We start from the raw sequence: 21,008 nt of genomic DNA, 5'->3' as shown, positions 1-21,008 counted from the left end.
GGGGGAGCGCCTCGTGTGCCTACAATTAACTAGCTAGTTCGTTACTTAATGGGGAGTGCGGAGTGCACGACGGCTACCTGGTGGGGCTCATCGGATCGGGCATCGGCCCGTCGCTGAGCCCGGCGTTGCACGAGCGGGAGGCCGCCGAACTCGGCCTGGACTACCACTACCGGCGGTGGGACCTCGGCGATCTCGGCGAACCGCCGGGCGCCGTCGGCGAGCTGCTGGCCCGCGCCCGCGCGGAGGGCTACCGGGGGCTGAACATCACCCACCCCTGCAAGCAGCTCGTGCTCGATCACCTCGACGAGGTGGACGAGGATGCCACAGCGCTGGGCGCGGTCAACACCGTCGTCTTCGACGGCACGCGCGCCGTCGGCCACAACACCGACCACTCCGGATTCGCCCGCAGCCTCCAGCGCGGACTGCCCGACGCCGCACTGGACAGGGTCCTGCTGCTCGGCGCGGGAGGTGCCGGGGCCGCGGTCGCGCACGCGCTGCTGGGCCTGGGAGCGGGGGAGGTCCGGATCGTCGACCTCGACGCCGACCGCGCTGCCGCGCTGGCCGCCTCGCTGCCCGAACGCGCGGTCGCCGGCGGACGGCTCGACGATGAACTGGACAAGGCCGACGGTCTGGTGCACGCCACACCCACCGGCATGGCCGCCCACCCGGGACTGCCGGTGCCCGCAGCGCTGCTGCGGCCGGAGATGTGGGTCGCCGACGTCGTCTACCGGCCGCTGGCCACCGAACTCGTCGTCACCGCGCGCCGACGCGGCTGCCGGGTCCTCGACGGCGGCGGCATGGCCGTGTTCCAGGCGGTCGACGCGTTCCGGCTGTTCACCGGCTTGGAACCGAACGCCGAACGGATGCTGCGGCACTTCGCCGAACTGGAGGGAGCGCATGTCTGAGCCACGACGGTCCATCGCCACGGTCTGCCTGTCGGGCACCCTGGAGGACAAGCTCGCCGCCGCCGCTGCGGCCGGATTCGACGGTGTGGAGATCTTCGAGAACGACCTGATCGCCTCGGCCGCGTCGCCCGCCGAGATCGGCGCCCGGTGCCGGGACCTGGGCCTGTCGGTCGACCTCTACCAGCCGTTCCGCGACTTCGAAGCCGTCCCGCCCGCGCGGCTGCGCGACAACCTGCGCCGCGCCGAGCGCAAGTTCGACGTCATGGAACAGCTGGGCGCCGACCTGGTCCTGGTCTGCTCGACGGTGTCCCCGGACGCCGTCGACGACGATGAGCTGGCCGCCGAACAGCTGCGGGCGTTGGCCGAACGCGCCGAAGCGCGCGGGATGCGGGTGGCCTACGAGGCGCTGGCCTGGGGGCGTTTCGTCAACACCTACGAGCACTCCTGGCGGATCGTGCGCCGCGCGGACCACCCGGCGCTGGGTCTGTGCCTGGACTCCTTCCACGTGCTCTCCCGCGACGGCGACCCGTCGCTGATCCGCACCATCCCCGGCGAGAAGCTGTTCTTCCTGCAGCTGGCCGACGCGCCGAAGCTGGACATGGACGTGCTGCAGTGGAGTCGGCACCACCGGCTGTTTCCGGGTCAGGGCTCGTTCGACCTGAAGACCTTCGCGGGCAACGTCCTGGAAGCCGGCTACACCGGGCCGCTGTCGCTGGAGGTGTTCAACGACGTCTTCCGGCAGGCCGATCCGAAGCCCGCTGCCGTGGACGCGATGCGCTCGCTTCGGCTGCTGGAGGAGCAGCTCGGGATCCCGGTCGCCGAACCCGCACCCGAGCTGGACGGATACGCCTTCACCGAACTCGTCGCCGACCCCGCCACCGCCGCCCGGCTGGCCGAGGGGCTCGCCGCGCTGGGCTTCACCGAGACCGGGGAGCACCGCAGCAAACCCGTGCGGCGCTGGGAGCAGGGCGGCGCGCGGGTGCTGATCAACGCCACCGCGTCCACCTCGGACATCGCGGAGATCGGTGCGCTGGCGGTGGAGAGCTCGGACCCGCTGCGCTCGGCGCGGCGGGCCGAGGCGATGAGCTCGCCGATCCTGCCGCGCGAGCGCGGCCCGCAGGAAGCCGGTCTGGCCTCGGTCGCCGCTCCCGACGGCACCGGCGTGTTCTTCTGCGACACCGACGCGCCCGACGGCTGGCTCTCCGACTTCCGCGACACCGGGACGCCGGGGCGGGGTCTGGACATCACCGGCATCGACCACGTCTCGCTGACCCAGCCGTTCGATCACTTCGACGAGGCCGCGCTGTTCTGCCGTTCGGTGCTCGGCCTGGAACCGGAGGCGATCACCGAGTACGCCGCGCCGTTCGGCATGGTCCGCAACCGCGGGATGGTCGACGCCACCTGCTCGGTGCGCATCGCGCTCAACGGCACCCTGGTCCGCCGCGGCGAGTGGGCCCCGGCCGTCCGCGACCCGCAGCACATCGCCTTCACCTGCACCGACGTGATCGCAGCGGCCGAGCACCTGCGCGAGTCCGGTGCGCCGGTGCTGCCGATCCCGGACAACTACTACGACGACCTCGACGCCCGCTTCGACCTCCGTCCGGAACTGCTGGAGACCCTGCGGCGCTGCTCGGTGCTCTACGACCGCGACGCGGGCGGCGAGTTCCTGCACCTGTTCACCGAGCTGTTCGGCTCCCGGGTGTTCCTCGAACTCGTCCAACGGGTCGACGACTACGCGGGGTACGGGGTCGTCAACGCTCCGGTGCGCATGGCCGCGCATCGGAGGCAACGGATGACTGCATCTGGACGATGATCTACCGCTGTTCCTGGCGGAAACTGGGCGAAATCGTACGACGTACGGAGTGAGAGGGGCCCAGCGCCAGATGCAGCAGGTGAATCGTCGGACGCTCATGACCGCCGCTGGAATCGCCGGCTTGGCCGCGGTGCTGCCGACCACGACGGCGGCGGCCGCACCGGGTCGCTGCGGAGACCACGCGTGGTGCGACCCCGGGCTCTCGCCCGACGAACGAGCGGCGATGGTGCTGCGCGAGCTGACCCTGGACGAGAAGATCTCGCTGCTGGGCGGCGACGAACTGGCTGGAGCGGCCGGGTCCGGGCACACCGGCACCGGTCACGGCGTTGAGCGGCTCGGGATTCCGACGGTGCACTACGGCGACGGGCCCGTCGGGTCGCGGCAGGGCAGCGGCACCTCGATGCCCTCGGGCGTGTCGCTGGCCGCCTCGTTCGACCCCGAGCTGGCCAAGACCTACGGCGCCACGGTGGCCAACGAGGTGCGGTGCAAGGGCAACGACGTGGTGTTCGGCCCCACCGTCGACGTGCTGCGCGTACCCACCTCCGGCCGCGCCTTCGAAGGCTTCGGCGAGGACCCGTACCTGTCCTCTCGGATCGGCGTCGGCTGGGCGGCCGGAGCGCATTCCGAGGGCGTGATGGTGTGCGTCAAGCACTTCGCCGCCTACACGCAGGAGGGCGCCCTCGGCGTCGTCGGCTCGCGGATGCTCTACAACGCCGTGGTCGACGAGCGCACGCTGCGCGAGATCTACCTGCCGCCGTTCGAGGCCGCCGTGCGCGAAGCCGGCGTCGGCGCGGTCATGGGCTCCTACAACCGGGTCGGCGGCCAGTACGCCTGCGAGCACCAGTGGCTGCTCAACGACCTGCTCAAGCACGAGTGGGGTTTCACCGGCTACACCATCGCCGACTACGCCGCGATGCACTCCACCGGGAACTCGCTGGCCAACGGGATGGACTTCGAACCGTGGCCCGCGCTGGTGTACTCGCCGGCCGCGATCCGCACCGCCCTGGCCACCGGCCAGGCGGCGACGTCCGATGTGGACGAGCACGCTCGCCGCATCCTGCGCACGATGTTCGCGCAGGGCATCTTCGACCGCCCGGCGTACCCCGACGACGACAACCAGATCGACAAGCGGGCCCACCTCGACACGGCAGGGCACGTCGCCGAGCAGGGCATGACGCTGCTGCGCAACGACGGACTGCTGCCGCTCGACCCGGCCGCGCTGCGCGGCAAGACCATCGCGGTGATCGGTGAGGCCGCCGAGAAGTTCGTGCAGGGCGGCGGCTCGTCCTCGACCACCCCGTACAGCTTCGTCTCCCCGCTGCAGGGCATCCAGCAGCGCGGCGCCGAAGCCGGCCTCACCGTCGTCCACGAACCCGGCAAGACCCCGGGCGCGGCGGCCGAGGCCGCCCGCAACGCCGACATCGCCGTGGTCGTGGTCTCGGACATGATGTCGGAGTTCCTCGACAAGCCGAACCTCGACCTGGACTCCGGCATCGCCCAGTTCCCGCCGCCCGCGCTCGGCAACCCGCTGGCCGACCAGGACGCGATCATCGAGGCCGCGCTCGACGCCAACGCCAACACCGTGGTCGTGCTCGAAACCGGCGGTCCGGTCGCCACGCCGTGGCGGTACCGCACCCGCGCGCTGCTGGAGGCCTGGTACCCGGGCGCGAACGCGGGCACCGCGATCGCGCGCGTGCTCTTCGGCGACGCCGACCCCGGCGGACGGCTACCGCTGACCTTCCCGGACAGCGACGACGACGTGCCCACCGCCGGCGACATCGCCCGCTACCCGGGCAAGGGCCTGGACGTGCACTTCACCGAAGGCGTGTTCATCGGCTACCGGCACTACGACGCCCAGGAGATCGAACCGGCGTTCCCGTTCGGCCACGGCCTGTCCTACACCTCCTTCGCCTACTCAGACCTGCGCGTGTCCGGTGAGAAGGTGAGCGTGGTGGTCACCAACACCGGCAACCGGACTGGGCACGCCGTACCGCAGCTCTACCTCGGCCTGCCCTCGCCGCGCGAGGACGTGCCGCAACCGCCCCGGCAGCTCAAGGGCTTCGCCAAGCTCACCCTCGAGCCGGGCCGATCGGCGTCGGTGGAGTTCACCCTCACCGACTCGGCCCTGTCGTACTGGGACGAGCTGGCGGGCGGCTGGACCGTCGCGGCCGGCGAGTACCGGGTCCACGTCGGCGAATCCTCCCGGGACATCCGCGGCGACGGCACCTTCACCGTCGCCGCCGAACGCCGGGTCCGGTGAAGGGACGTCGTCGCAGGCTCCTCGAGATCAGGGCTTGGAGGCGTAGTACACGGCGGCCATGTCCTCGTCGGCGTGGCCTGCGGTCAGGGCTCGGGCGAACCGGGCCCTGACCGCTTCGGCCAGGTCGAGTCGCACGGCGCCGCTGGCCGCCTGGGACACGAGACCGGCGTCCTTGGCGGCGGCGCTGAGGGTGAACGCGGGTGGGAACTCGCCGCTGATGATCGCGGCGCCCTTCATGTGCGCGTAGGCCGAGTCGGTCGCGGTGCCCTTGATCGCCGCCAGGAACTCCGACGGGTCCACGCCCAGGTCCTCGGCCAGCGCGATCGATTCGCCCACGGCGTTGGTCAGCGTCAGCACCCAGTTGTTGGCGACGAGCTTCAGCCTCGATCCGCCCGCCTGCGACGGGTTCTCGCCGACCCACTGGGTGCGGGAACCGATCGCGTCGAACAGCGGCCCCACGACCTCGCGCGCCTCCGGAGCTCCCGCGGCCAGCACCACCAGCTCACCCTTCTCGGCCGGGAGCTTCGTGCCCAGCACGGGGGCGTCGACGACGGTGACACCGCCGATCTCGGCCGCGGCCGCGCACACCGCCTCCGTCCCTGGAAGGCCGATGGTTCCCATCTGCGCCCACACGCCACCGGTGTTCAGCGCGGCGGCGGCCTCACGACCGGCGGTGAGCGTCGATTCGGCGTCGAGCAGCATCGTGACCAGGACGTCCGCGCCTCGCGCGGCCTCGGCGGGGGAGTCGACGACGACCGCGCCGGTCTCGGCCAGTGGCTCGGCCCGGCTGCGCGTGCGGTTCCACACCCGCAGGTCGAATCCGGCGGCGGCCAGGTTGCGCACCATCGGCGCACCCATCGTGCCGGTGCCGAGGAAGGCGACTGTGGTCATGGTGAAACGCTCCCAACCCAGAAGACTCGAACTCGCCGCCGATTCTCCTCGCACGACTTACGGCGCACCAAACCAACACACCACCGGTGTGTTGGTGCTGTGCGCGCGAAGCGTTTTGGCGCAGCGCATTTCCTGGTCGGAACGGGACGAACCGGCCACAGTGGATGATCAGTGGAGTTCGATGCGCCAGGTGCGGGAGATCAGCAGGAACCCGGTCAGCGCCGCGGCAGTCAGCGCCGCCGCGCCCTCGTTGAGGAACAGGCACATGAGCGACAGCGCGGCCGCGCAGGCGGCCAGCGTCATCCGAGCGGAGACGCGGGCGCGCAGGTAACCGAAGGTGCTGGTCTGGCTGAGCCTGCGTGCGAGCTTGGGGTCCTCGTCGACGAGCTGCTGCTCGATCTCGCGCAGGCGGCGCCGTTCGTCCCTGGGAAGCATGGCCCACCTCCACCGGGTAGTACCGCCTGGTTGAACAAGTATCGCAACGTTGGAACGTGCTGTGAAGGGTCAATCCAGGCGACGCCCGCAGCAACCCACAACCCCGTGACCAGGGAGAGAGCATTTCGCGCGCACCGTCGCCCGGCTTCTCAGCCCGGTGGCCATCCCCGCGGGAGCGGACGCAGGTCGGATACCGGTCCCGGCCAGGTGTAGACCCAGCAGGGGAGGCCCGCGAGGGTGATCAGCCGGCGCTCGTACTCGGGGCCCTCGTAGGCGTCGAGCACCGGCCAGGCGCGGTCGGGATCGCGGAGGCGGAACACCTGCGCGGGCACCCGGCCCCCTCCGTCGAGGCGCAGCGCCGGGTAGCCCAGGCCCGTGTCGTAGAGCGTTCCGGGGACCTGGACCCGCTCGCACGGGCCGGTGACCAGCGGTTCCAGCAGGTGCCACGCGCTCGAGCCGCGTTGCAGGGTCCCGTAGACGACGATGCGGTCCGACACGCCCCGGATTCTCCCCGGACACGAGAGGAGGCGGACACCCGCAGGTGCCCGCCTCCTCATCTCCGACCGTCACGCGGCGACAGGGGCCTCCACCTGGAGGTCCAGGCCGCCGTCGCGGGTGCCGACCCGCAGCCGGGTGCCCTCGGTGAGCTCGCCGTCCAGGATCAGGTCGCTGATCCGGTCGTCGACCTCGCGCTCGATGGCCCGGCGCAACGGCCGCGCACCGAACTCGGGCTGGTAGCCGCGATCGGAGACCCAGGCCACCGCGTCGTCGTCGAAGACGACCTCGACGCCCAGATCGGCCAGCCGCTTCGTGGTGGTCGCCAGCAGAGCACGGGTGATGGTGTGCAGCTGCTCGCCGTCGAGGCGCTTGAACACCACGATCTCGTTGATGCGGTTGAGGAACTCCGGCCGGAAGGCGTCCTTGAGCTTCGGCATGACCCGCTCCTCCAGGTCCTGCGTGGGGCTGCCTGCGGTGAAGCCGATCTTGCCGCCTGCGCTGGAGACGACCTCCGAAGCCAGGTTGCTGGTCATGATCAGCACCGTGTTGCTGAAGTCCACCGTGCGACCCTGACCGTCGGTCAGGCGGCCGTCGTCGAGGACCTGCAGCAGGGTGTTGAACACGTCCGGGTGCGCCTTCTCGATCTCGTCGAGCAGGACCACGGAGTAGGGACTCCGCCGCACGGCCTCGGTCAGCTCACCGGCCTCGCCGTGCCCGACGTACCCGGGCGGGGCGCCGACCAGCCGACTGGCGGTGTGCCGCTCCTGGAACTCGCTCATGTCCAGCCGGATCATCCGCTGCTCGTCGCCGAACAGCGACTCCGCCAGCGCCTTGGCCAGCTCGGTCTTGCCGACACCGGTCGGACCCAGGAACAGGAAGCTGCCCACCGGACGGGACGGGTCACCCAGCCCGCTGCGCGAGCGCCGCACCGCGCGGGCCAGCGCCCGCACCGCGTCGTCCTGCCCGACGACCCGCTGGTGCAGCTCCGACTCCAGGTTCTGCAGCCGGACCTTCTCCTCGGCCGTCAGCCGCGCCACCGGAACACCGGTCGCCCGCGAGACGACCTCGGCGATGTCGGCCGGACCGACCTCCAGCACGCCCGAACCGCCCTGCTGCAACCGTGCCTGCGCGGCGGTGATCTCGTCGCGCAGCGCGGAGGCGCGCTCGTAGTCCTCCTCGGCGACCGCCTCGTTCTTGTGCTGCTCCAGCCGCTCGACCCGCGCGCGGAGTTCGCCGTCATCGGCGACGCCGGCGTTGAGCCGCTTGCGGGCACCGGCCTGGTCGATCAGGTCGATGGCCTTGTCCGGCAGGAACCGGTCGTTGATGTACTGGTCGGACAGCTTCGCGGCGGCCTGCACGGCCTCCTCGGTGTAGCTGACCTTGTGGTGCTTCTCGTACTGCTCCTGGAGTCCCCGCAGGATCGTGATCGTGTCGGGCACGCTCGGCTCGGGCACCTGGACGGGCTGGAAGCGGCGTTCCAGGGCCGGGTCCTTCTCGATGTTCTTGCGGTACTCGTCGAGCGTGGTGGCACCGACGACGTGCAGCTCACCGCGAGCCAGTCGCGGCTTGAGCATGTTGCCCGCGTCCATCGCGCCCTCGGCACCACCGGCGCCGACGACGGTGTGCAGCTCGTCGATGAACACGATCAGCTCGCCGCTGTGCTCGGCGATCTCGTCGATGACCTTGGTCATCCGCTCCTCGAAGTCACCCCGGTAGCGGGTGCCGGACAGCATCGCCGAGAGGTCCAGCTGCACGACCCGCTTGCCGGTGAGCACCTCGGGCACGTCACCGGAGGCGATGGCCTGGGCCAGCCCCTCCACGATCGCGGTCTTGCCGACACCGGCCTCACCGACCAGCACCGGGTTGTTCTTGGTGCGGCGGGACAGGATCTCGATGGTCTGCTCGATCTCGTCGGCGCGGCCGATCACCGGGTCCAGACCGCCGTCGCGGGCCTGCTGGGTGAGATCGCGGCCGTACTCGTCCAGCGTCGGGGTCTGGCCGCCGCTCGGGCTGGACTCCGGCGTCTGCTGCGGGGTGGGCCGCTGCCCGGCGTCGCGCAGGGCCTCGGGGCCCGCACCGGCACCGGCCAGCAGGCGGCCGGCCTCGGTCTCGGGGTTGGCCGACAGCGCCAGCAGCAGGTGCTGCGGACCGATGTAGGTCGAGCCCAGCGCGCGAGCCACCCGGTGGGCGTCGGCCAGCGCGGTGCGCGCGGCCAGCGTCAGCGAGACGGACTCGCCGTCGACCGGGCCGGCCGCGGCGGGCAGGTGCCCCTCGACCTGCTTGCCGAAGGACTCGGTGTCCACGCCCAGCTGGCCGAGCTGCGACCGGGTCGGCTCCTGCTTGGCGGCCGACCACAGCAGGTGCAGGGCGTCGAGGCTGCCCTGCCCGCGGTCACGTGCGAACTTCGCGGCCTCGCCGACCAGCTGTTGCGCCTGCTCGGTCATCAGCTCGGTGATGTCGACGCGGCGCGAGCCGCCCGTGGAGTCCTCGGCCCCGAAGAAGCGCGCGAAGTACTCGTCGAACGGGCCACCGACCGGTCCGAAGAACGTCGCCATTACTTACCTCCTCGTGACGGTGTTGCTCAGCATCGCCGCCATCTACTTGAGTCTGTCGCTATCAACCAACGTAAGCGAGTGCTCCGTAATTCCAAGTTGATCGTGGAGTGGTTCGCGTCACGTTCGGCGCCCCGGGCGGATCGAACGCGCTCAGCCCGCTGCGGCGCCGCAGGCGTCGCCCAGGTGCGACTCGCGGACGTGTTGACCTCTACTTAGGTGGAGGTCGCAGGCTTGAGGTGACCTGCTCGGATGAAGGGGACACCTCATGGGAACGTCTGTGGATCGCTCAGTATTCGACGAGGCCTATGTGGCGGGCACCGCACCGTGGGTGATCGGTGCGCCGCAGCCGGCGATCGTCGAGCTCGAACGCGGCGGTGAGATCGGGGGAGCGGTGCTCGACCCCGGCTGCGGCACCGGAGAGCACACCATCCTGCTGACCGAACTCGGCTACGACGTGCTGGGCGTCGACTCGGCGCCGCACGCCGTCGAGCTCGCCCGGGCCAACGCCGCCGCGCGAGACGTACCCGCGCGCATCGAGACCGCCGACGCGCTGGCGCTGACCGGCGGGCCCTTCGACACGGTCGTCGACAGCGCCCTGTTCCACGTCTTCGGGCAGGAGGACCAGCTGCGGTACCTGCGCAGCCTGCACGCCGTGTGCCGGCCGGGCGCGACGGTCCACGTGCTGGCGCTGGCCGACGCCGAACCCGCGCTCGGGCCGCGCGTCGCCGAGTCGGTGTTCCCGCGCGTGTTCACCGACGGCTGGCGGCTGGAGCGCGTCCGCCCGAGCAGCTACCGGGGTGTGGCGCGCGGTGATCACGCGGAGGCCCACGGCGTCGCCGAGGGAACGCGGGTGGACGCTCCGGCCTGGCTGGCCACCGCAACGCGGCTGTAGCGGTGGTGGTCCCGGCCTGGGAGCGGCTGGCATGCTTGGGCGCATGACCGAGGATGCCGCGTGCGCGGTCGCGCACGGTGACGTGCCAGCCGAATCCGGGCAGCGAGCGCTGGTGGCGGTCTTCGCCTCGCCCGTCGCCGAACACCTGCTGCGCTACGGCCGGGACCTCGGCTACGTCACGATGCTCGTCGAACCCGACCCGGAACGTGCCGCGGGCCTGGACGCCCTGGCGGAGGTGCCGGAGCTGAGCCCCGGCGCGGACCTGGTCGTCACCGACCACCACCGCGACGAGCTCGGCCCCGTGCTGCGCGACGCGCTGCGGCACGAGGCCCGCTGGATCGGGATCATGGGCAACCCGCGCCACGAGGGCCCGCACGTCCAGGCGCTGCGCGATCTCGGCGTGGACGACTCCCAGATCGAGCGGGTGCATCGGCCCATCGGGCTCAACATCGGTTCGCGCACGCCACCCGAGATCGCCATCGCGACGCTGGCCGGGCTCATCGCCGACCGCAACGGAAAACCCGGCGGCTTCGACTTCTGAGGCCCGCACCGCGGCGATCCGCCGTCATGACCGGCGGATGCCCCGACCGAGTGCGCCACTGCGCTTCAAGTCGTCTCTTCAAGCACGAGCCACGGCATGTTCTCGGGCTCCTTCCGCCCGGGCAGGTAGGCGTTGAGCACCGGTGGAACCCAGATTTCCCAGGACAAGCCGAGTTCGGTCGACAGTCGGTCGAGCAACTCCGCGCAGGTGGCATCCGGGCGGAGCCGGATGTGCACGGGTCCCGCACCGAGATAGCGCACCCCCGCCGCATCGGCCGCCGGTGAGGCGAGCCGGGCTCGGGAAGCCCGCACCAACTCCGGCAGCTCGGCGCGGAAGTGCTCGATCGCGTCGAAGGTCACCGTTGTCGTCGTCCGGCCGGTGTCCTGGTCGCGGAAGGTGTCCAGCCGAGCCTGCAACGCGTCCGAGACGTGGACCGTTCGGGGCACGGAGCCGTCACCGCCGACGCTGGGAGTGCTCATGCTCGATCTGTACCACTCTGCGCAGGTCAGAGGAGTTCTCGTGTGACGCACGCCGCGATCGCCGCGCCACGGGCCGGGCTCATCGCCGATCGCGGCGGAAACCGGCGACTTCGAGTGCCGAGCCTCGCCCGGACGCGATTCGGGTGGTTATGCTCCGGTCGCCCAACGACGGGTGCAGAGGGAGGTTTCGCGTTGGCCGGGATCGCTTTTCGAGAACTGAGTCCGGTGTCCTTCCTGGAGCGCGCGGCGGCGGTGTTCGCCGACCGGCCGGCCGTCGTCGACGGCGACCGCCGGGACACCTACGCGCAGCTCTGGGACCGCGCGCAGCGGCTGGCCGGACTGCTGGCCGCGCGGGGAGTCGAACCCGGTGATCGGGTCGCGGTGCTCGCACCGAACACCCACCTGCTGCTCGAAGCGCACTACGGCGTCCCGCTGGCCGGTGCGGTGCTGGTCGCGCTCAACACCCGCCTCTCGCCGCCCGAGATCGCCTACATCGTGGAGCACAGCGGGGCGAGCCTGGTCCTGCTCGACGCCGAGTACCGAGAGGTGCTGGGGGAGCAGTCGATCCCGGTGATCGACTCGGAGTCCTACGACGACCTGGTCGACGCGGCCGAACCGCACCGCGTCGAGGTGGCCGACGAGCGGTCGCTGCTGTCGATCAACTACACCAGCGGCACCACCGGCCGCCCCAAGGGCGTCATGTACCACCACCGAGGCGCCTACCTGCAGGCCCTGGCGATGGCGTACCACGCCAAGCTCGACACGTCCTCGCAGTACCTGTGGACGCTGCCGATGTTCCACACCAACGGCTGGTGCTTCCCGTGGGCCGTGACGGCCGCCGGCGGGGTGCACCACTGCCTGCGCAAGGTCGATCCCGGCGAGATCTGGCGCGCGATCGACGCCGAGGGCATCACGCACTTCTGCGCAGCGCCGACCGTGCTGGCGATGCTCGCCGAACACCCCGACGCGCGGACGCTGGACCACGTGCTGCGCGTCTTCGCGGGCGGCGCACCGCCGTGGCCGGCGCTGCTGGAGAGGATGGGCGAGCTCGGGTTCGACATCCGCCACCTGTACGGGCTCACCGAGACCTTCGGCCCCGCCGTGGTCTGCGAGTGGCAGCCGGAGTGGGACAGCGCTGACCCGGAGCACCGCGCGTGGCTGATCGCCCGCCAGGGCATCGCCAACGTCGTCGCAGAACCGGTCCGGGTCACCGATCCCGAAGGCCACGACGTCCCCGCCGACGGGCGGACGCCGGGCGAGATCCTGCTGCGCGGCAACGACGTCATGCTCGGCTACTACCGCGACCCCGAGGCCACCGAGAACGCCACCCTCGACGGCTGGTTCCGCAGCGGTGACCTCGGTGTTCGTCACCCCGACGGCTACGTCGAGCTGCGCGACCGCCTCAAGGACGTGATCATCTCCGGCGGCGAGAACATCACCTCCATCGAGGTCGAGAACGCCCTCACCGCCCACCCCGACGTGCTGGAGGCCGCCGTGGTCGCGGCACCGCACGAGAAGTGGGGCGAGGTCCCGGTCGCCTTCGTCAGCCTGCGGGAGCGGTCGAGCACCGGGGAGGCCGAGCTGATCGACTTCGTCCGCGCTCGCATCGCCGCGTTCAAGGCGCCGAAGAAGATCGTCTTCGGTGAGCTGCCCAAGACCTCCACCGGGAAGCTGCAGAAGAACGTCCTGCGTGCCACGGCCGCGTCCGGATGAGAACGAGATGGTCCCGATCCCGTCCGGTGTTCGGGGGCAACCGCGATGCCGGCGTGGGTTGATCACCGGATCACGCAGTGCCAGAGCCGATGCACGACACCGCTCAAGGCTGCTTCCGATCGTCGGGAAGCAATGACCCGAGTGGCCCGAGGTCGAGGTTCAGATCCTCCGGGGAGAGATCGAAATGATCTTGGAGCTCGGACATCGCCTCCGCGAGCTGCATGAGCGCGAGGCCGATCTCTTCGACCTGCTCCTCCGACAGATCGCCTTCGTCGACCCGGCGCAGTGCCTGTCGTTCCATGAGCTGACGCACGAGCTCGACGATCGTGAGAACCAGTCGCACGAGGTCGCGCTTGATCGACTCGGAGTCCGCTTCGACCCGATTCTGCAAACGTCGGGAGGGCACGTGCGTGTCGTCGTTCGGCTCGGTCATGTCGGTGGTGCCTCCTGGCCCGGGATCTCCGCGCGGACGGAGGTGATGAGCGCCCGCAGGGAGATCTTGACGAGGTCGACGTCCGCGAGCGAGATCGTGATGTCGCCGGTGATGACGACGCCCCCTGCCAGGAGCCGGTCCAGCAGGTCGACGAGCGCGACCTCTTGGGGTCCGCGCAGCTCCACCGGCGTCAAGTCGCGTTCCTCGTGCGTCATCGCTGTTCCTGCTCGTCTTCCAGGATCGTGGCGAAGGAGTACGGAGGCCACGGCCCGGTGAGTTCGAACCTGAGCTTCGGGTGGCCGTGCGCCAGTTCTCGGAGCTTCCCCTTGAGGCGATCTGCGCGTGCGTTGTCGACCAGGTAAGCGCCGTTGAGCACCATCACGCCTTCGTAGCCCGCGAGCTCGCGGCTTTGCGGCGGGTGGGAGCGCGATTCTTCCGCGAGCTCGACGAGCGACGCGTGCACGTCGGCCGCGTGGCGCAGCGCCTCTTGCTTCGCCTCCTCCCGGGTCCTCTTGCGGTTGCGAACCCGCTGCAAGTACGCGGCGCCGGGCCGGTCGCTGCCGAGCTCGCTCGAGTCGGCTTGACCTGCTGAGATGTCCGCATACGCCTTGACACCCCACTCCGTTCTGCCGGAGACCTTGTCGAGCACGGTCGCGAACTTCTCCGCCCGGTTCGCGAGGCACTCGCGGACGCGGCCGTCGCTGTAGTAGACGGTGGCGAACCCCATCGGCGCCACCGGCAGGAGGTTGGAGGCGGCCTCGACGACCCTGTTGTGGTCGCGGACCGCGGTGCCCAGCCAGTCGAGATCTTCCAAGTTGCGGCGCAGCGCCGATTCGCCGAACTCGTCCTCGTCGACGTCGCTGACCAGGGCGCTCAGGTCCGCGACCTCGATCCAACGCAGGGCCGCCCCAGCGATCCCTCGCAGCTCGCGCACGAGGCTCGCTTCCTGTCCGCGAGTGATCGCGTAGACGTAGGTCAACGATTCAGCCACCACGGCGCTCCTCGTGCTCGTCGACGTCCGGGGGAGTCTCAGCGGAACCGGACTCGAGCTCGCGCACCTTCCGCTCCAGACGTCGGTTCTCGTGGACGAGGTCCCGCTGCCCCGAGGACAGCGACGGGTCGTGCTCCCACCAGTCGATGCCCATCTCCCGCGCGCGTTCCACGGAGGCGACGACGAGGCGGAGCTTGATGGTGAGCAGCTCGATGTCGAGCAGGTTGACCCGGATGTCACCGGCGATCACGATGCCCTTGTCCAGCACGCGTTCGAGGATGTCGGCCAGGTTCGCGGACTCGGGCCGGGCGGACAGGGCCCCCGCCTGCCCGGACCTCGCGGGGGGTCCCGTCCTTCCACCGTTCGGCTCTGTCATCCGGGTCCTCCTCGATCAGCGCTCGTTTCCACGCCCCCGCGCGTAGCGGTCGCGGCGGCGATAGGAGACGAGCTCGCCGCTGTGGTCCAATTCCGCCTCGTACACCGCCAGGACATCCGTGCTGTCCGGTACTCGGTGGCTTTCGACGACTTCGACGCCCACGAGCCAGCCATCGTCGGTGCGTTCCAGCGAGGTGACTCCCTCCGAGTCACGCCCGGTGAGCGCCGTGACGTGGTCCACCGCGAGCTTCGCAGCCTCCGTGGCCCCGAGCTGCCGGCCCGTCCGCTCGCCGGCAGGCGCCTCCCGGCTGCCGGCTTCCTCCCGCTGCGCTGCGCCTTTCTCCTGGTCCTCTTCGCGTCGGCGACGTCGGCGCTCGGTGGGCTCCGATGCCCGGCGCTGCCGCGGGCGTTCCCGGCGCGGCTGAGCTTCGTCCCTCGCATCACCGGCCACGGCGGATCACGTCTCCTCAGTCGGGTTCTGCGCTTGCATCAGGCGGTCCAGCAGCGCCTTCTGGAGGTCGTCCCGCTGCTCGTCGGTCAACTCCCCTGCGGCGTGCGCGTCCTCAACCTTCGCCAGTTCGTTGCGCACCACTGCGGGGTCGTAGTACTCGGCCTCCGCCGCCTCCTTGAGCCTTTCCGCCACCCACACCGCGGCTCGGGCCGGTTTCAAGGGGAGGTCGAGGAACTCCGTGATCAAACCCATGTCAGTCCCCACCCACGAAGTCATACGGTGCGAGCGGGCCGATCTGGCGCAGGCCGACGCGCTCGGTCCATCGCAGCGCGAGCTCCTCGAGCGCGGCTTCGAAGTCCGGGACCTGATCCCGATCGACGAGGAAGGACGCGTGCAGCGCTTCCGCTTCGCCCACCACGTCGTGGACCTGGGAGCGCAGCGCGGCCGCTTCGGTCGCTCGGACCAAGTGCTCCGCGTCGGCCTGGCGCTTGGCCGAAACCGCCTCGTGGACCAGTTCTCCCAGCCGAACTCGTTCTTCGTAGCCGACGTCCTCGGCGACGCCGCGCAGCTGCTCGCGCAGCTCGGCGATCGCGGGTTCCTCCTCAACGACTTCGCGCAGGTGCGCATCGGCCAGGTAGGTGCCGCGGACCGTGTACTGGACCGCGCCGTCCAGCTCGGCCAGCGCCGATTCGAACTCGTCGCGATGGGGCTCGAGCAGTTCGTCGGTGACCGCGTCGACATCGGTGAGGACCGAACCGAACCGCATCGGCAGCACAGTCGTATCGGCTGCGACGGCATCCAGCACCCGCTCATGCGCCAGCAGGTCCTCGGGCGTGCCCAGCGGGCGGCTGATCTCCAGGTCGCTGACCAACGCCGACAGCCCGCCGCGTGACACCGCGCGCACCTCGGAATCGCCCCCGACAGCAGGGAGGTCGCTCGGGGCGTCTTCTCGGGCTCGCGTGACCCCGTACACGTACGTGCCGTGCGTGGTTTCCGCGCGGCTCTGCTGGTGGTCGGTCTCGGCGGTCATTCCTCCCGCTCCCTCCGCTTGGCGCTTCGCTTCGGTCGCGCCGGCTCCGCTTCCCGTTCGCGGCTGCTGTCGCGGAACTCGTCGACGGTGTCCTTGGCCGCCTCGATCATTCCCTTCGTCTTGCCTTGCGAGCCGCTCTCGGTGACGCCCTCCACGAGCTCGGGCAGGTCCTTGCCGCCCTTCTCGTGCAGGTCGAGGCGGTTGGTCGCCTCGGCGAAACGCAGGTAGGTGTCCACGCTGGCGATGACCACGCGCGCGTCGATGGTGATCAGCTCAATGCCGACCAGCGACACGCGGACGAACGCATCGATCACCAGGCCCTTCTCCAAGATGAGATCCACGACGTCGGCGAGACTGCTCGCCTGTTGCTTGGAAACGGCGGAACCCTGGCTCTGTTGGTTACTCGCCACCGTCACGAAAACCACCCCTCCTCGGGCCGCTCCACAGCCTCACCGGCTTCGATCGCTTCGTTGAGGAAGACCTTGCTCGTCTACTCATCCGAACGGATAGCAAAGGGCTACCCGGGTCTTCGCAGGCCACACCTCTTCGGGACAACATTCCTCGACCCCCGGAAGCGCTGTCCGGGATCGACCGCTCCGATCAGGCGAGCGGGCTCGGTGAGCTGCAGAAGAACGTGGCGCGTGCCAAGGCCGCATCCTGAGAACGACGGGACCCCGGTCTGGTCCGCGCGGGGTTGGTCAGGCCATACTCCGCACGTCGCTGATCCACGTCGGAACGGGTCGCGATGAGTCGGGGTAACGGTAGGGGGCCGCGTGACAGGGGAGATCGAGCTCAGTCGGCACGCCGAGGAGCACCACGAGGCCGAGGAGGCGACGGGCTCGAACGTGATCGGCGGGCTGCTGGGGCTGGCGAGCCGGGTCGGACGCGATGTGGCGCGCACCGGCATGGACCTGGTCCGCGAACTGCCCGGTGGCGTCGAGGTGGAACGCCAGGTGCAGGCCATCGAGAAGGCCGTGTCCTCCGGCGTGCGGGTCTGGCTGGACTCGGTCGACGAACGCCAGGAGGCCGAGGCGGAGGAGCCGGCCCCGGAGGTTCCCGAGGACGAGGACGTCGTGAGCGTCCACGACGGGCTGCGCGAGGCGATGTCCGAGCTGCTGTTCCGCTCGGCGACCGAGAGCAAGGCCGAGGCCCGCGAATTCCTCTACGCCGGCATCCTGCGGCTGATCACCCCGGACGAAGCCCGCATCCTCGCGGGTCTCGGTGACGGAGCCGCCTATCCCGTGGTGCACGTCGCCGAGCGCGCCGGCATCGGCGGGACCAGCAGGTTCGTGCTCCGCAACGGCTCGACCGTCGGTCGCGCGGTGGGAGTGGCGCTGCACGACGAGGTTCCGCTCTACCTGAGCCACCTGCACGCGCTGGGACTGGTCGAGATCGGCTCAGAGCTGGAGGGCATGGACGACCAGTACGAGATCCTGCAGACCGAGTCGCGGATCCGGGAAGCGTTGCGCTCGGCGAAGTCGACGAAGGTGGTGCGCCGCAGCGTGCGGATCTCCGAGCTGGGAGCGCGGTTCTGGCAGCGATGCGATCCGACGGTGCTACCGGCCACCGGCGACGCGTTGAACGCGTAGCCGCGGCGGGTATGGTCGCAGCCACTGCGGCGGGGTGTGCAGGCGGTTTCGGGGTTTTTCCGGGGAAGAAGGGTGTGCGATGGGAGCGATCCTCCAGGACTTCGGGGAGCACTGGATGCTCTACCTCTCCATCCCGCTCGTGGCCGCCTTGATCGGTTACGTCACCAAGATCCTCGCGATCAAGATGATGTTCTACCCGGTGGACTTCCGCGGGAAGAAGCCGTTCTTGGGCTGGCAGGGCATCGTCCCCAAGCACGCGGCGAAGATGGCCGGGATCGCCTGCGACACGCTCACCGAACAGCTCCTGAGCCCGCAGGAGGTCGTCGAGCGGCTCGATCCCGAACGCATCGTCGCCGAGGTCGAGAAGCCGCTCCGGCACGCGATCGAGGAGATCGTCGAGGAGGTCGGCTCCACCTACCAGCCCGGCGTGTGGGAGGCGATGCCGAAGATCGTGCGGCGGGCCATGATCCAGCGGGTGCAGAACGACGCACCGCGCATGCTGGCCGAGATCATGGACGAGATCAAGTCCGATGTGGACAACGTCTTCGACCTCAAGTCGATGGTCGTCTCCGCGCTGGTGCGGGACAAGGAGCTGCTGAACCGGATCTTCCTGGAGGCCGGGGACAAGGAGTTCCAGTTCATCCGGCGCTCCGGCGCGGTGTTCGGCTTCGTCATCGGCCTGGTGCAGATGTCGGCGTGGGTGCTGTTCAAGGCGCCGATCCTGATGCCGCTGTTCGGCCTGTTCACGGGGTGGTTCACCGACTGGCTCGCGCTGAAGATGATCTTCCGGCCGCAGCAGCCGACCACCTACTTCGGCCTCTTCGAGTGGCAGGGCCTGTTCCTCAAGCGCCGCAAGGAGGTCTCCGAGGCCTACGGCGAACTGATCGCCAAGGAGATCGTGACGCCCCGCAACGTCATCGAAGAGGTGATGCGCGGACCGCTGTCGGACAAGGTGCTGGCGCTGGTGACGCGCAAGGTCGACGAGGAGCTCAGCAGGCGCACCAGCATCGCCAAACCGCTGGTGGTCTTCGCCGTCGGCGGGCGCCGCTACCAGGACCTCAAGGGCCGCATCGCCGAGATGGTGATGAGCAAGCTGCCGGAGACCATGAGCTACGTCGAGGACTACGCCGCCGACGCCATGGACATCCGCAACACCCTGGTCAGCAAGATGCAGGAGCTGGAGGCCGACGAGTTCGAGGAGCTGCTGCGCCCGGCGTTCCGCGAGGAGGAGTGGATGCTCATCGCCACCGGCGCCCTGCTCGGCTTCGCCGTCGGCGAGGTGCAGGTCCTCGCGCTGGAGTTCCTCGCGAGCTAGGAGCCGCTTCGCGCGGCGGTGCGAACCGAGTCCCGCACCTGGATCCGCTCGAACAGCGCTCAGACGGCGTCGGCCTCGACCGCGGTGTGGGTGCGGATCACGCGCGCGGGGACCCCGGCCAGCACGCTGTTGGGCGGGTACACCCCGGCCGTCACCTGGGCTCCGGAGGCGACGATGGAGTTCTCACCGATCTGAGCTCCGGCGAGGATGACCGATCCGGTGCTGATCACGGTCCCGGAACCGATGGTCACCGGCCGCACCGGCAGCGGCCACTGCGCGGCCACGGGTACGTCGGTGAGGTCGTGGCGGTGGTGATGATCGACGATCGTCACGCGGCTGGAGGTCCACACGTCGTCACCGAGCACCACCGACGACATCGCCAGGATCTCGGAGTTGCGGCCGAGCACGCAGCGATCGCCCAGCACGATCACCGGCTCACCGTCGCCCAGGTCGGCTCCCGGCAAACCCGCCGAGAGCACGGAGTGCTCGTTGATGATGCAGTCCGCGCCGACGTGGATGCGTTCGGCCCCGGTCAGCGCTCCTTGCGGGAACGCCAGATGGCTGCGGGGCCCCATCGACCCGAACCGGCGGCCTTCCCGGGTCCGCGCGGTAATGGCGGCGCCGTTGCGCGCCCACTGCCACCAAGCCCGCGTCAGCCGGCCCATCCAACGGTTCATCTGTCGACCTCGAACCAACCCTGCGTTCCAACAACGAGCAAGCCCTACCCAGCGGTAGGAAAGCTACCGTAACCGGCCCCGCCCCGGCCCTCGAACGCCTGTCGCGGTGTTCCGGGGCCGGACCTCGTCGCCGAATCCGCCGACCGTCGTTCGCGCTCGGGGTGGGCGAGTGGCCGTCGAAGATCGACTTTGTGGCTGGAGGTGTCCGATGTGTGATTTGCTGGGGTTTGTGCCCGGCTCGCCGCGGGTTCGGCTCGCGAGCGGTGGAAGTGACGTACTGCGGAGGTGCGAGAAATGGGATTTCACCTGCACAGGAGGGTGAGACTGGGGCCGATCTACCTCAACGTCCACAACACGCGCATCACGTCGTGGGGGTTCAAGCTCGGCCGGTTCAGCCGGAACATGACGCACGGCAAGAACACCATCGACACCCCGGGTCCGGGGCGCTACACGTTCGGCGGCAAGCGGCGGCGTCGATGAGTTGAGTTGGGAAGAGGTGGACCGGAAGTTGGGGTCGCATTCCGGTCCACCTCAGATCGTGGGGTTTCTACGGGGAGGCCTGCGACACCACCGCGGGGGCGGCGGGCGCAGACTCGGGGGCGGGTGCTGCGAGCGCCTGAGTGGTCGGGGCGATGGTGGCCATGGCCAGGACCGCGGCAGCGGCGAGACCATGCGTCAGGCGGGTGGGGTCCTCGCGGACGGACTCCGGGAGTGCTTGGAGAAGACGGCGGCGGAACACGACCTTCCTTTCGGGAGCGCAGGGATTGTCCGGGGGGTGCGAGACGGAAGCGGTCCCAACCGTTCGGGGGCTCCGGCTGCGTCGGGGACGGCTGCCGCCGTGACCGTTCCGTAACTCGCCCAACCGAAGGTAACCATGGGTAGTCGCAGCTTCAAGATGTCTTCACGCGAATAGGTGGTCAGCAGGCCTGCACCCCGTGATCGATTGCGTAGCGTAACCGATGGTGTTCATGTGCGACCAGCGAAAACGCCTGCGCGCGCGAGTGCTCGTGACGTCAACCACAAGAGCAAGAAGTCCCTGGTCAGAGCGCCTTTTCGGTCGCGTCGGTGTTCGATTGCACGCGTTGTCCGCGTGAGCGGGGTCACCGCGCGGGTCAGGGGCTCGGGTGCAGGTCCTGGGTGCCGATGGCCCGGAGGAGGTCGAGCT

At 69.9% G+C, this 21,008-nt stretch carries 24 protein-coding genes; 9 read left to right on the top strand and 15 right to left on the bottom strand.

The window, feature by feature from the left end; translation table 11 throughout:
• The first annotated feature begins 62 nt into the window (after positions 1 to 62).
• From AB0J91_RS04895 to AB0J91_RS04885, 3 genes are all read left to right on the top strand, one after another.
• Entirely contained in the window at positions 63 to 905 is an 843-nt protein-coding gene (locus AB0J91_RS04895) for a shikimate dehydrogenase (protein WP_363864233.1), read from the top strand.
• A complete protein-coding gene (locus AB0J91_RS04890; RefSeq protein ID WP_363864231.1) occupies positions 898 to 2,718 on the top strand; it encodes a TIM barrel protein in 1,821 nt (606 codons plus the stop codon). Before AB0J91_RS04895 ends, AB0J91_RS04890 begins: the two co-directional genes overlap by 8 nt.
• 97 nt (positions 2,719 to 2,815) lie before the next feature.
• Complete coding sequence (locus AB0J91_RS04885) at positions 2,816 to 4,978, top strand: glycoside hydrolase family 3 C-terminal domain-containing protein (protein ID WP_363864229.1); 2,163 nt, start codon at positions 2,816 to 2,818, stop codon at positions 4,976 to 4,978.
• Positions 4,979 to 5,005: 27 nt separating this feature from the next.
• Here AB0J91_RS04885 and AB0J91_RS04880 read toward each other — a convergent pair whose 3' ends face one another.
• From AB0J91_RS04880 to AB0J91_RS04865, 4 genes are all read right to left on the bottom strand, one after another.
• Positions 5,006 to 5,869, bottom strand: coding sequence for an NAD(P)-dependent oxidoreductase (locus AB0J91_RS04880; protein ID WP_363864227.1), 864 nt, complete (start codon positions 5,867 to 5,869; stop codon positions 5,006 to 5,008).
• 168 nt (positions 5,870 to 6,037) lie between these two features.
• Positions 6,038 to 6,304, bottom strand: a complete 267-nt coding sequence (locus AB0J91_RS04875) for a DUF3040 domain-containing protein (protein WP_363793781.1) — start codon at positions 6,302 to 6,304, stop codon at positions 6,038 to 6,040.
• Positions 6,305 to 6,453: 149 nt separating this feature from the next.
• Positions 6,454 to 6,801 carry a gamma-glutamylcyclotransferase family protein gene (locus tag AB0J91_RS04870; protein ID WP_363864225.1) on the bottom strand — a complete coding sequence of 116 codons (348 nt, stop codon included), beginning with the start codon at positions 6,799 to 6,801 and terminating at the stop codon, positions 6,454 to 6,456.
• Positions 6,802 to 6,870: 69 nt separating this feature from the next.
• Complete coding sequence (locus AB0J91_RS04865) at positions 6,871 to 9,357, bottom strand: ATP-dependent Clp protease ATP-binding subunit (RefSeq protein WP_363864223.1); 2,487 nt, start codon at positions 9,355 to 9,357, stop codon at positions 6,871 to 6,873.
• A gap of 265 nt (positions 9,358 to 9,622) precedes the next feature.
• Between AB0J91_RS04865 and AB0J91_RS04860 the strand changes: the two genes are divergently transcribed.
• Both AB0J91_RS04860 and AB0J91_RS04855 read left to right on the top strand, forming a co-directional pair.
• Complete coding sequence (locus AB0J91_RS04860; RefSeq protein ID WP_363864221.1) at positions 9,623 to 10,249, top strand: class I SAM-dependent methyltransferase; 627 nt, start codon at positions 9,623 to 9,625, stop codon at positions 10,247 to 10,249.
• Between the two features lie 43 nt (positions 10,250 to 10,292).
• Complete coding sequence (locus AB0J91_RS04855; protein ID WP_363864219.1) at positions 10,293 to 10,790, top strand: XdhC family protein; 498 nt, start codon at positions 10,293 to 10,295, stop codon at positions 10,788 to 10,790.
• 65 nt (positions 10,791 to 10,855) lie between these two features.
• Here the strand turns inward: AB0J91_RS04855 and AB0J91_RS04850 are convergent, their stop codons facing one another.
• On the bottom strand, positions 10,856 to 11,269 hold the full coding sequence (locus AB0J91_RS04850; protein WP_363864217.1) for a hypothetical protein: 414 nt from the start codon (positions 11,267 to 11,269) through the stop codon (positions 10,856 to 10,858).
• A 225-nt stretch (positions 11,270 to 11,494) separates the two neighbouring features.
• Between AB0J91_RS04850 and AB0J91_RS04845 the strand changes: the two genes are divergently transcribed.
• Positions 11,495 to 12,982, top strand: coding sequence for an acyl--CoA ligase family protein (locus AB0J91_RS04845; RefSeq protein ID WP_363864215.1), 1,488 nt, complete (start codon positions 11,495 to 11,497; stop codon positions 12,980 to 12,982).
• 103 nt (positions 12,983 to 13,085) lie between these two features.
• Here the strand turns inward: AB0J91_RS04845 and AB0J91_RS04840 are convergent, their stop codons facing one another.
• Genes AB0J91_RS04840 through gvpJ form a run of 8 tightly spaced genes read right to left on the bottom strand, consistent with a single transcriptional unit; the run spans position 13,086 to position 16,678 of the window.
• Positions 13,086 to 13,415, bottom strand: a complete 330-nt coding sequence (locus tag AB0J91_RS04840; RefSeq protein ID WP_363864213.1) for a gas vesicle protein K — start codon at positions 13,413 to 13,415, stop codon at positions 13,086 to 13,088.
• Entirely contained in the window at positions 13,412 to 13,630 is a 219-nt protein-coding gene (locus tag AB0J91_RS04835; protein WP_363864211.1) for a gas vesicle protein, read from the bottom strand. The genes AB0J91_RS04840 and AB0J91_RS04835 overlap by 4 nt, the downstream gene beginning before the upstream one ends.
• Positions 13,627 to 14,406, bottom strand: coding sequence for a GvpL/GvpF family gas vesicle protein (locus AB0J91_RS04830; protein ID WP_363864209.1), 780 nt, complete (start codon positions 14,404 to 14,406; stop codon positions 13,627 to 13,629). The genes AB0J91_RS04835 and AB0J91_RS04830 overlap by 4 nt, the downstream gene beginning before the upstream one ends.
• Entirely contained in the window at positions 14,399 to 14,782 is a 384-nt protein-coding gene (locus tag AB0J91_RS04825; RefSeq protein ID WP_363793761.1) for a gas vesicle protein, read from the bottom strand. The genes AB0J91_RS04830 and AB0J91_RS04825 overlap by 8 nt, the downstream gene beginning before the upstream one ends.
• Positions 14,783 to 14,797: 15 nt before the next feature.
• On the bottom strand, positions 14,798 to 15,232 hold the full coding sequence (gene gvpO, locus AB0J91_RS04820) for a gas vesicle protein GvpO (RefSeq protein ID WP_363864207.1): 435 nt from the start codon (positions 15,230 to 15,232) through the stop codon (positions 14,798 to 14,800).
• Between the two features lie 6 nt (positions 15,233 to 15,238).
• Positions 15,239 to 15,484 carry a gas vesicle protein GvpG gene (locus tag AB0J91_RS04815; RefSeq protein ID WP_363864205.1) on the bottom strand — a complete coding sequence of 82 codons (246 nt, stop codon included), beginning with the start codon at positions 15,482 to 15,484 and terminating at the stop codon, positions 15,239 to 15,241.
• Position 15,485: 1 nt separating this feature from the next.
• Positions 15,486 to 16,262, bottom strand: coding sequence for a GvpL/GvpF family gas vesicle protein (locus tag AB0J91_RS04810; protein ID WP_363864203.1), 777 nt, complete (start codon positions 16,260 to 16,262; stop codon positions 15,486 to 15,488).
• On the bottom strand, positions 16,259 to 16,678 hold the full coding sequence (gene gvpJ / locus AB0J91_RS04805; protein WP_363793753.1) for a gas vesicle protein GvpJ: 420 nt from the start codon (positions 16,676 to 16,678) through the stop codon (positions 16,259 to 16,261). The genes AB0J91_RS04810 and gvpJ overlap by 4 nt, the downstream gene beginning before the upstream one ends.
• A gap of 357 nt (positions 16,679 to 17,035) precedes the next feature.
• Between gvpJ and AB0J91_RS04800 the strand changes: the two genes are divergently transcribed.
• Both AB0J91_RS04800 and AB0J91_RS04795 read left to right on the top strand, forming a co-directional pair.
• A complete protein-coding gene (locus tag AB0J91_RS04800) occupies positions 17,036 to 17,851 on the top strand; it encodes an Abi-alpha family protein (protein WP_363864201.1) in 816 nt (271 codons plus the stop codon).
• A gap of 79 nt (positions 17,852 to 17,930) precedes the next feature.
• Entirely contained in the window at positions 17,931 to 19,166 is a 1,236-nt protein-coding gene (locus tag AB0J91_RS04795) for a DUF445 domain-containing protein (RefSeq protein WP_363864199.1), read from the top strand.
• Between the two features lie 59 nt (positions 19,167 to 19,225).
• On the opposite strand, the gene AB0J91_RS04790 is transcribed toward AB0J91_RS04795, so the two are convergent.
• Entirely contained in the window at positions 19,226 to 19,843 is a 618-nt protein-coding gene (locus tag AB0J91_RS04790; RefSeq protein WP_363864197.1) for an acyltransferase, read from the bottom strand.
• Between the two features lie 318 nt (positions 19,844 to 20,161).
• Here AB0J91_RS04790 and AB0J91_RS04785 point away from each other — a divergent pair, with 318 nt between their 5' ends.
• Positions 20,162 to 20,323 carry a DUF4236 domain-containing protein gene (locus tag AB0J91_RS04785; RefSeq protein ID WP_363793745.1) on the top strand — a complete coding sequence of 54 codons (162 nt, stop codon included), beginning with the start codon at positions 20,162 to 20,164 and terminating at the stop codon, positions 20,321 to 20,323.
• Between the two features lie 67 nt (positions 20,324 to 20,390).
• On the opposite strand, the gene AB0J91_RS04780 is transcribed toward AB0J91_RS04785, so the two are convergent.
• Positions 20,391 to 20,582 carry a hypothetical protein gene (locus tag AB0J91_RS04780; protein ID WP_363864195.1) on the bottom strand — a complete coding sequence of 64 codons (192 nt, stop codon included), beginning with the start codon at positions 20,580 to 20,582 and terminating at the stop codon, positions 20,391 to 20,393.
• Between the last annotated feature and the right edge of the window lie 426 nt (positions 20,583 to 21,008).

The sequence above is a fragment of the Saccharopolyspora sp. NPDC049357 genome (genome assembly GCF_040677225.1).
GTDB lineage: Bacteria > Actinomycetota > Actinomycetes > Mycobacteriales > Pseudonocardiaceae > Saccharopolyspora.
This window is presented reverse-complemented; position numbering and strand designations above follow the sequence as displayed.

Bases quoted from the DNA above. Each gene is read 5' to 3' on its own strand.
- AB0J91_RS04880 (WP_363864227.1), bottom strand. From the start codon at position 5,869: ATGACCACAGTCGCCTTCCTCGGCACCGGCACGATGGGTGCGCCGATG.
- AB0J91_RS04875 (WP_363793781.1), bottom strand. From the start codon at position 6,304: ATGCTTCCCAGGGACGAACGGCGCCGCCTGCGCGAGATCGAGCAGCAG.
- AB0J91_RS04890 (WP_363864231.1), top strand. From the start codon at position 898: ATGTCTGAGCCACGACGGTCCATCGCCACGGTCTGCCTGTCGGGCACC.
- AB0J91_RS04855 (WP_363864219.1), top strand. From the start codon at position 10,293: ATGACCGAGGATGCCGCGTGCGCGGTCGCGCACGGTGACGTGCCAGCC.
- AB0J91_RS04795 (WP_363864199.1), top strand. From the start codon at position 17,931: ATGGGAGCGATCCTCCAGGACTTCGGGGAGCACTGGATGCTCTACCTC.
- AB0J91_RS04865 (WP_363864223.1), bottom strand. From the start codon at position 9,357: ATGGCGACGTTCTTCGGACCGGTCGGTGGCCCGTTCGACGAGTACTTC.
- AB0J91_RS04850 (WP_363864217.1), bottom strand. From the start codon at position 11,269: ATGAGCACTCCCAGCGTCGGCGGTGACGGCTCCGTGCCCCGAACGGTC.
- AB0J91_RS04825 (WP_363793761.1), bottom strand. From the start codon at position 14,782: ATGACAGAGCCGAACGGTGGAAGGACGGGACCCCCCGCGAGGTCCGGG.
- AB0J91_RS04885 (WP_363864229.1), top strand. From the start codon at position 2,816: ATGACCGCCGCTGGAATCGCCGGCTTGGCCGCGGTGCTGCCGACCACG.
- AB0J91_RS04790 (WP_363864197.1), bottom strand. From the start codon at position 19,843: ATGAACCGTTGGATGGGCCGGCTGACGCGGGCTTGGTGGCAGTGGGCG.
- AB0J91_RS04815 (WP_363864205.1), bottom strand. From the start codon at position 15,484: ATGGGTTTGATCACGGAGTTCCTCGACCTCCCCTTGAAACCGGCCCGA.
- AB0J91_RS04860 (WP_363864221.1), top strand. From the start codon at position 9,623: ATGGGAACGTCTGTGGATCGCTCAGTATTCGACGAGGCCTATGTGGCG.
- AB0J91_RS04835 (WP_363864211.1), bottom strand. From the start codon at position 13,630: ATGACGCACGAGGAACGCGACTTGACGCCGGTGGAGCTGCGCGGACCC.
- AB0J91_RS04840 (WP_363864213.1), bottom strand. From the start codon at position 13,415: ATGACCGAGCCGAACGACGACACGCACGTGCCCTCCCGACGTTTGCAG.
- AB0J91_RS04810 (WP_363864203.1), bottom strand. From the start codon at position 16,262: ATGACCGCCGAGACCGACCACCAGCAGAGCCGCGCGGAAACCACGCAC.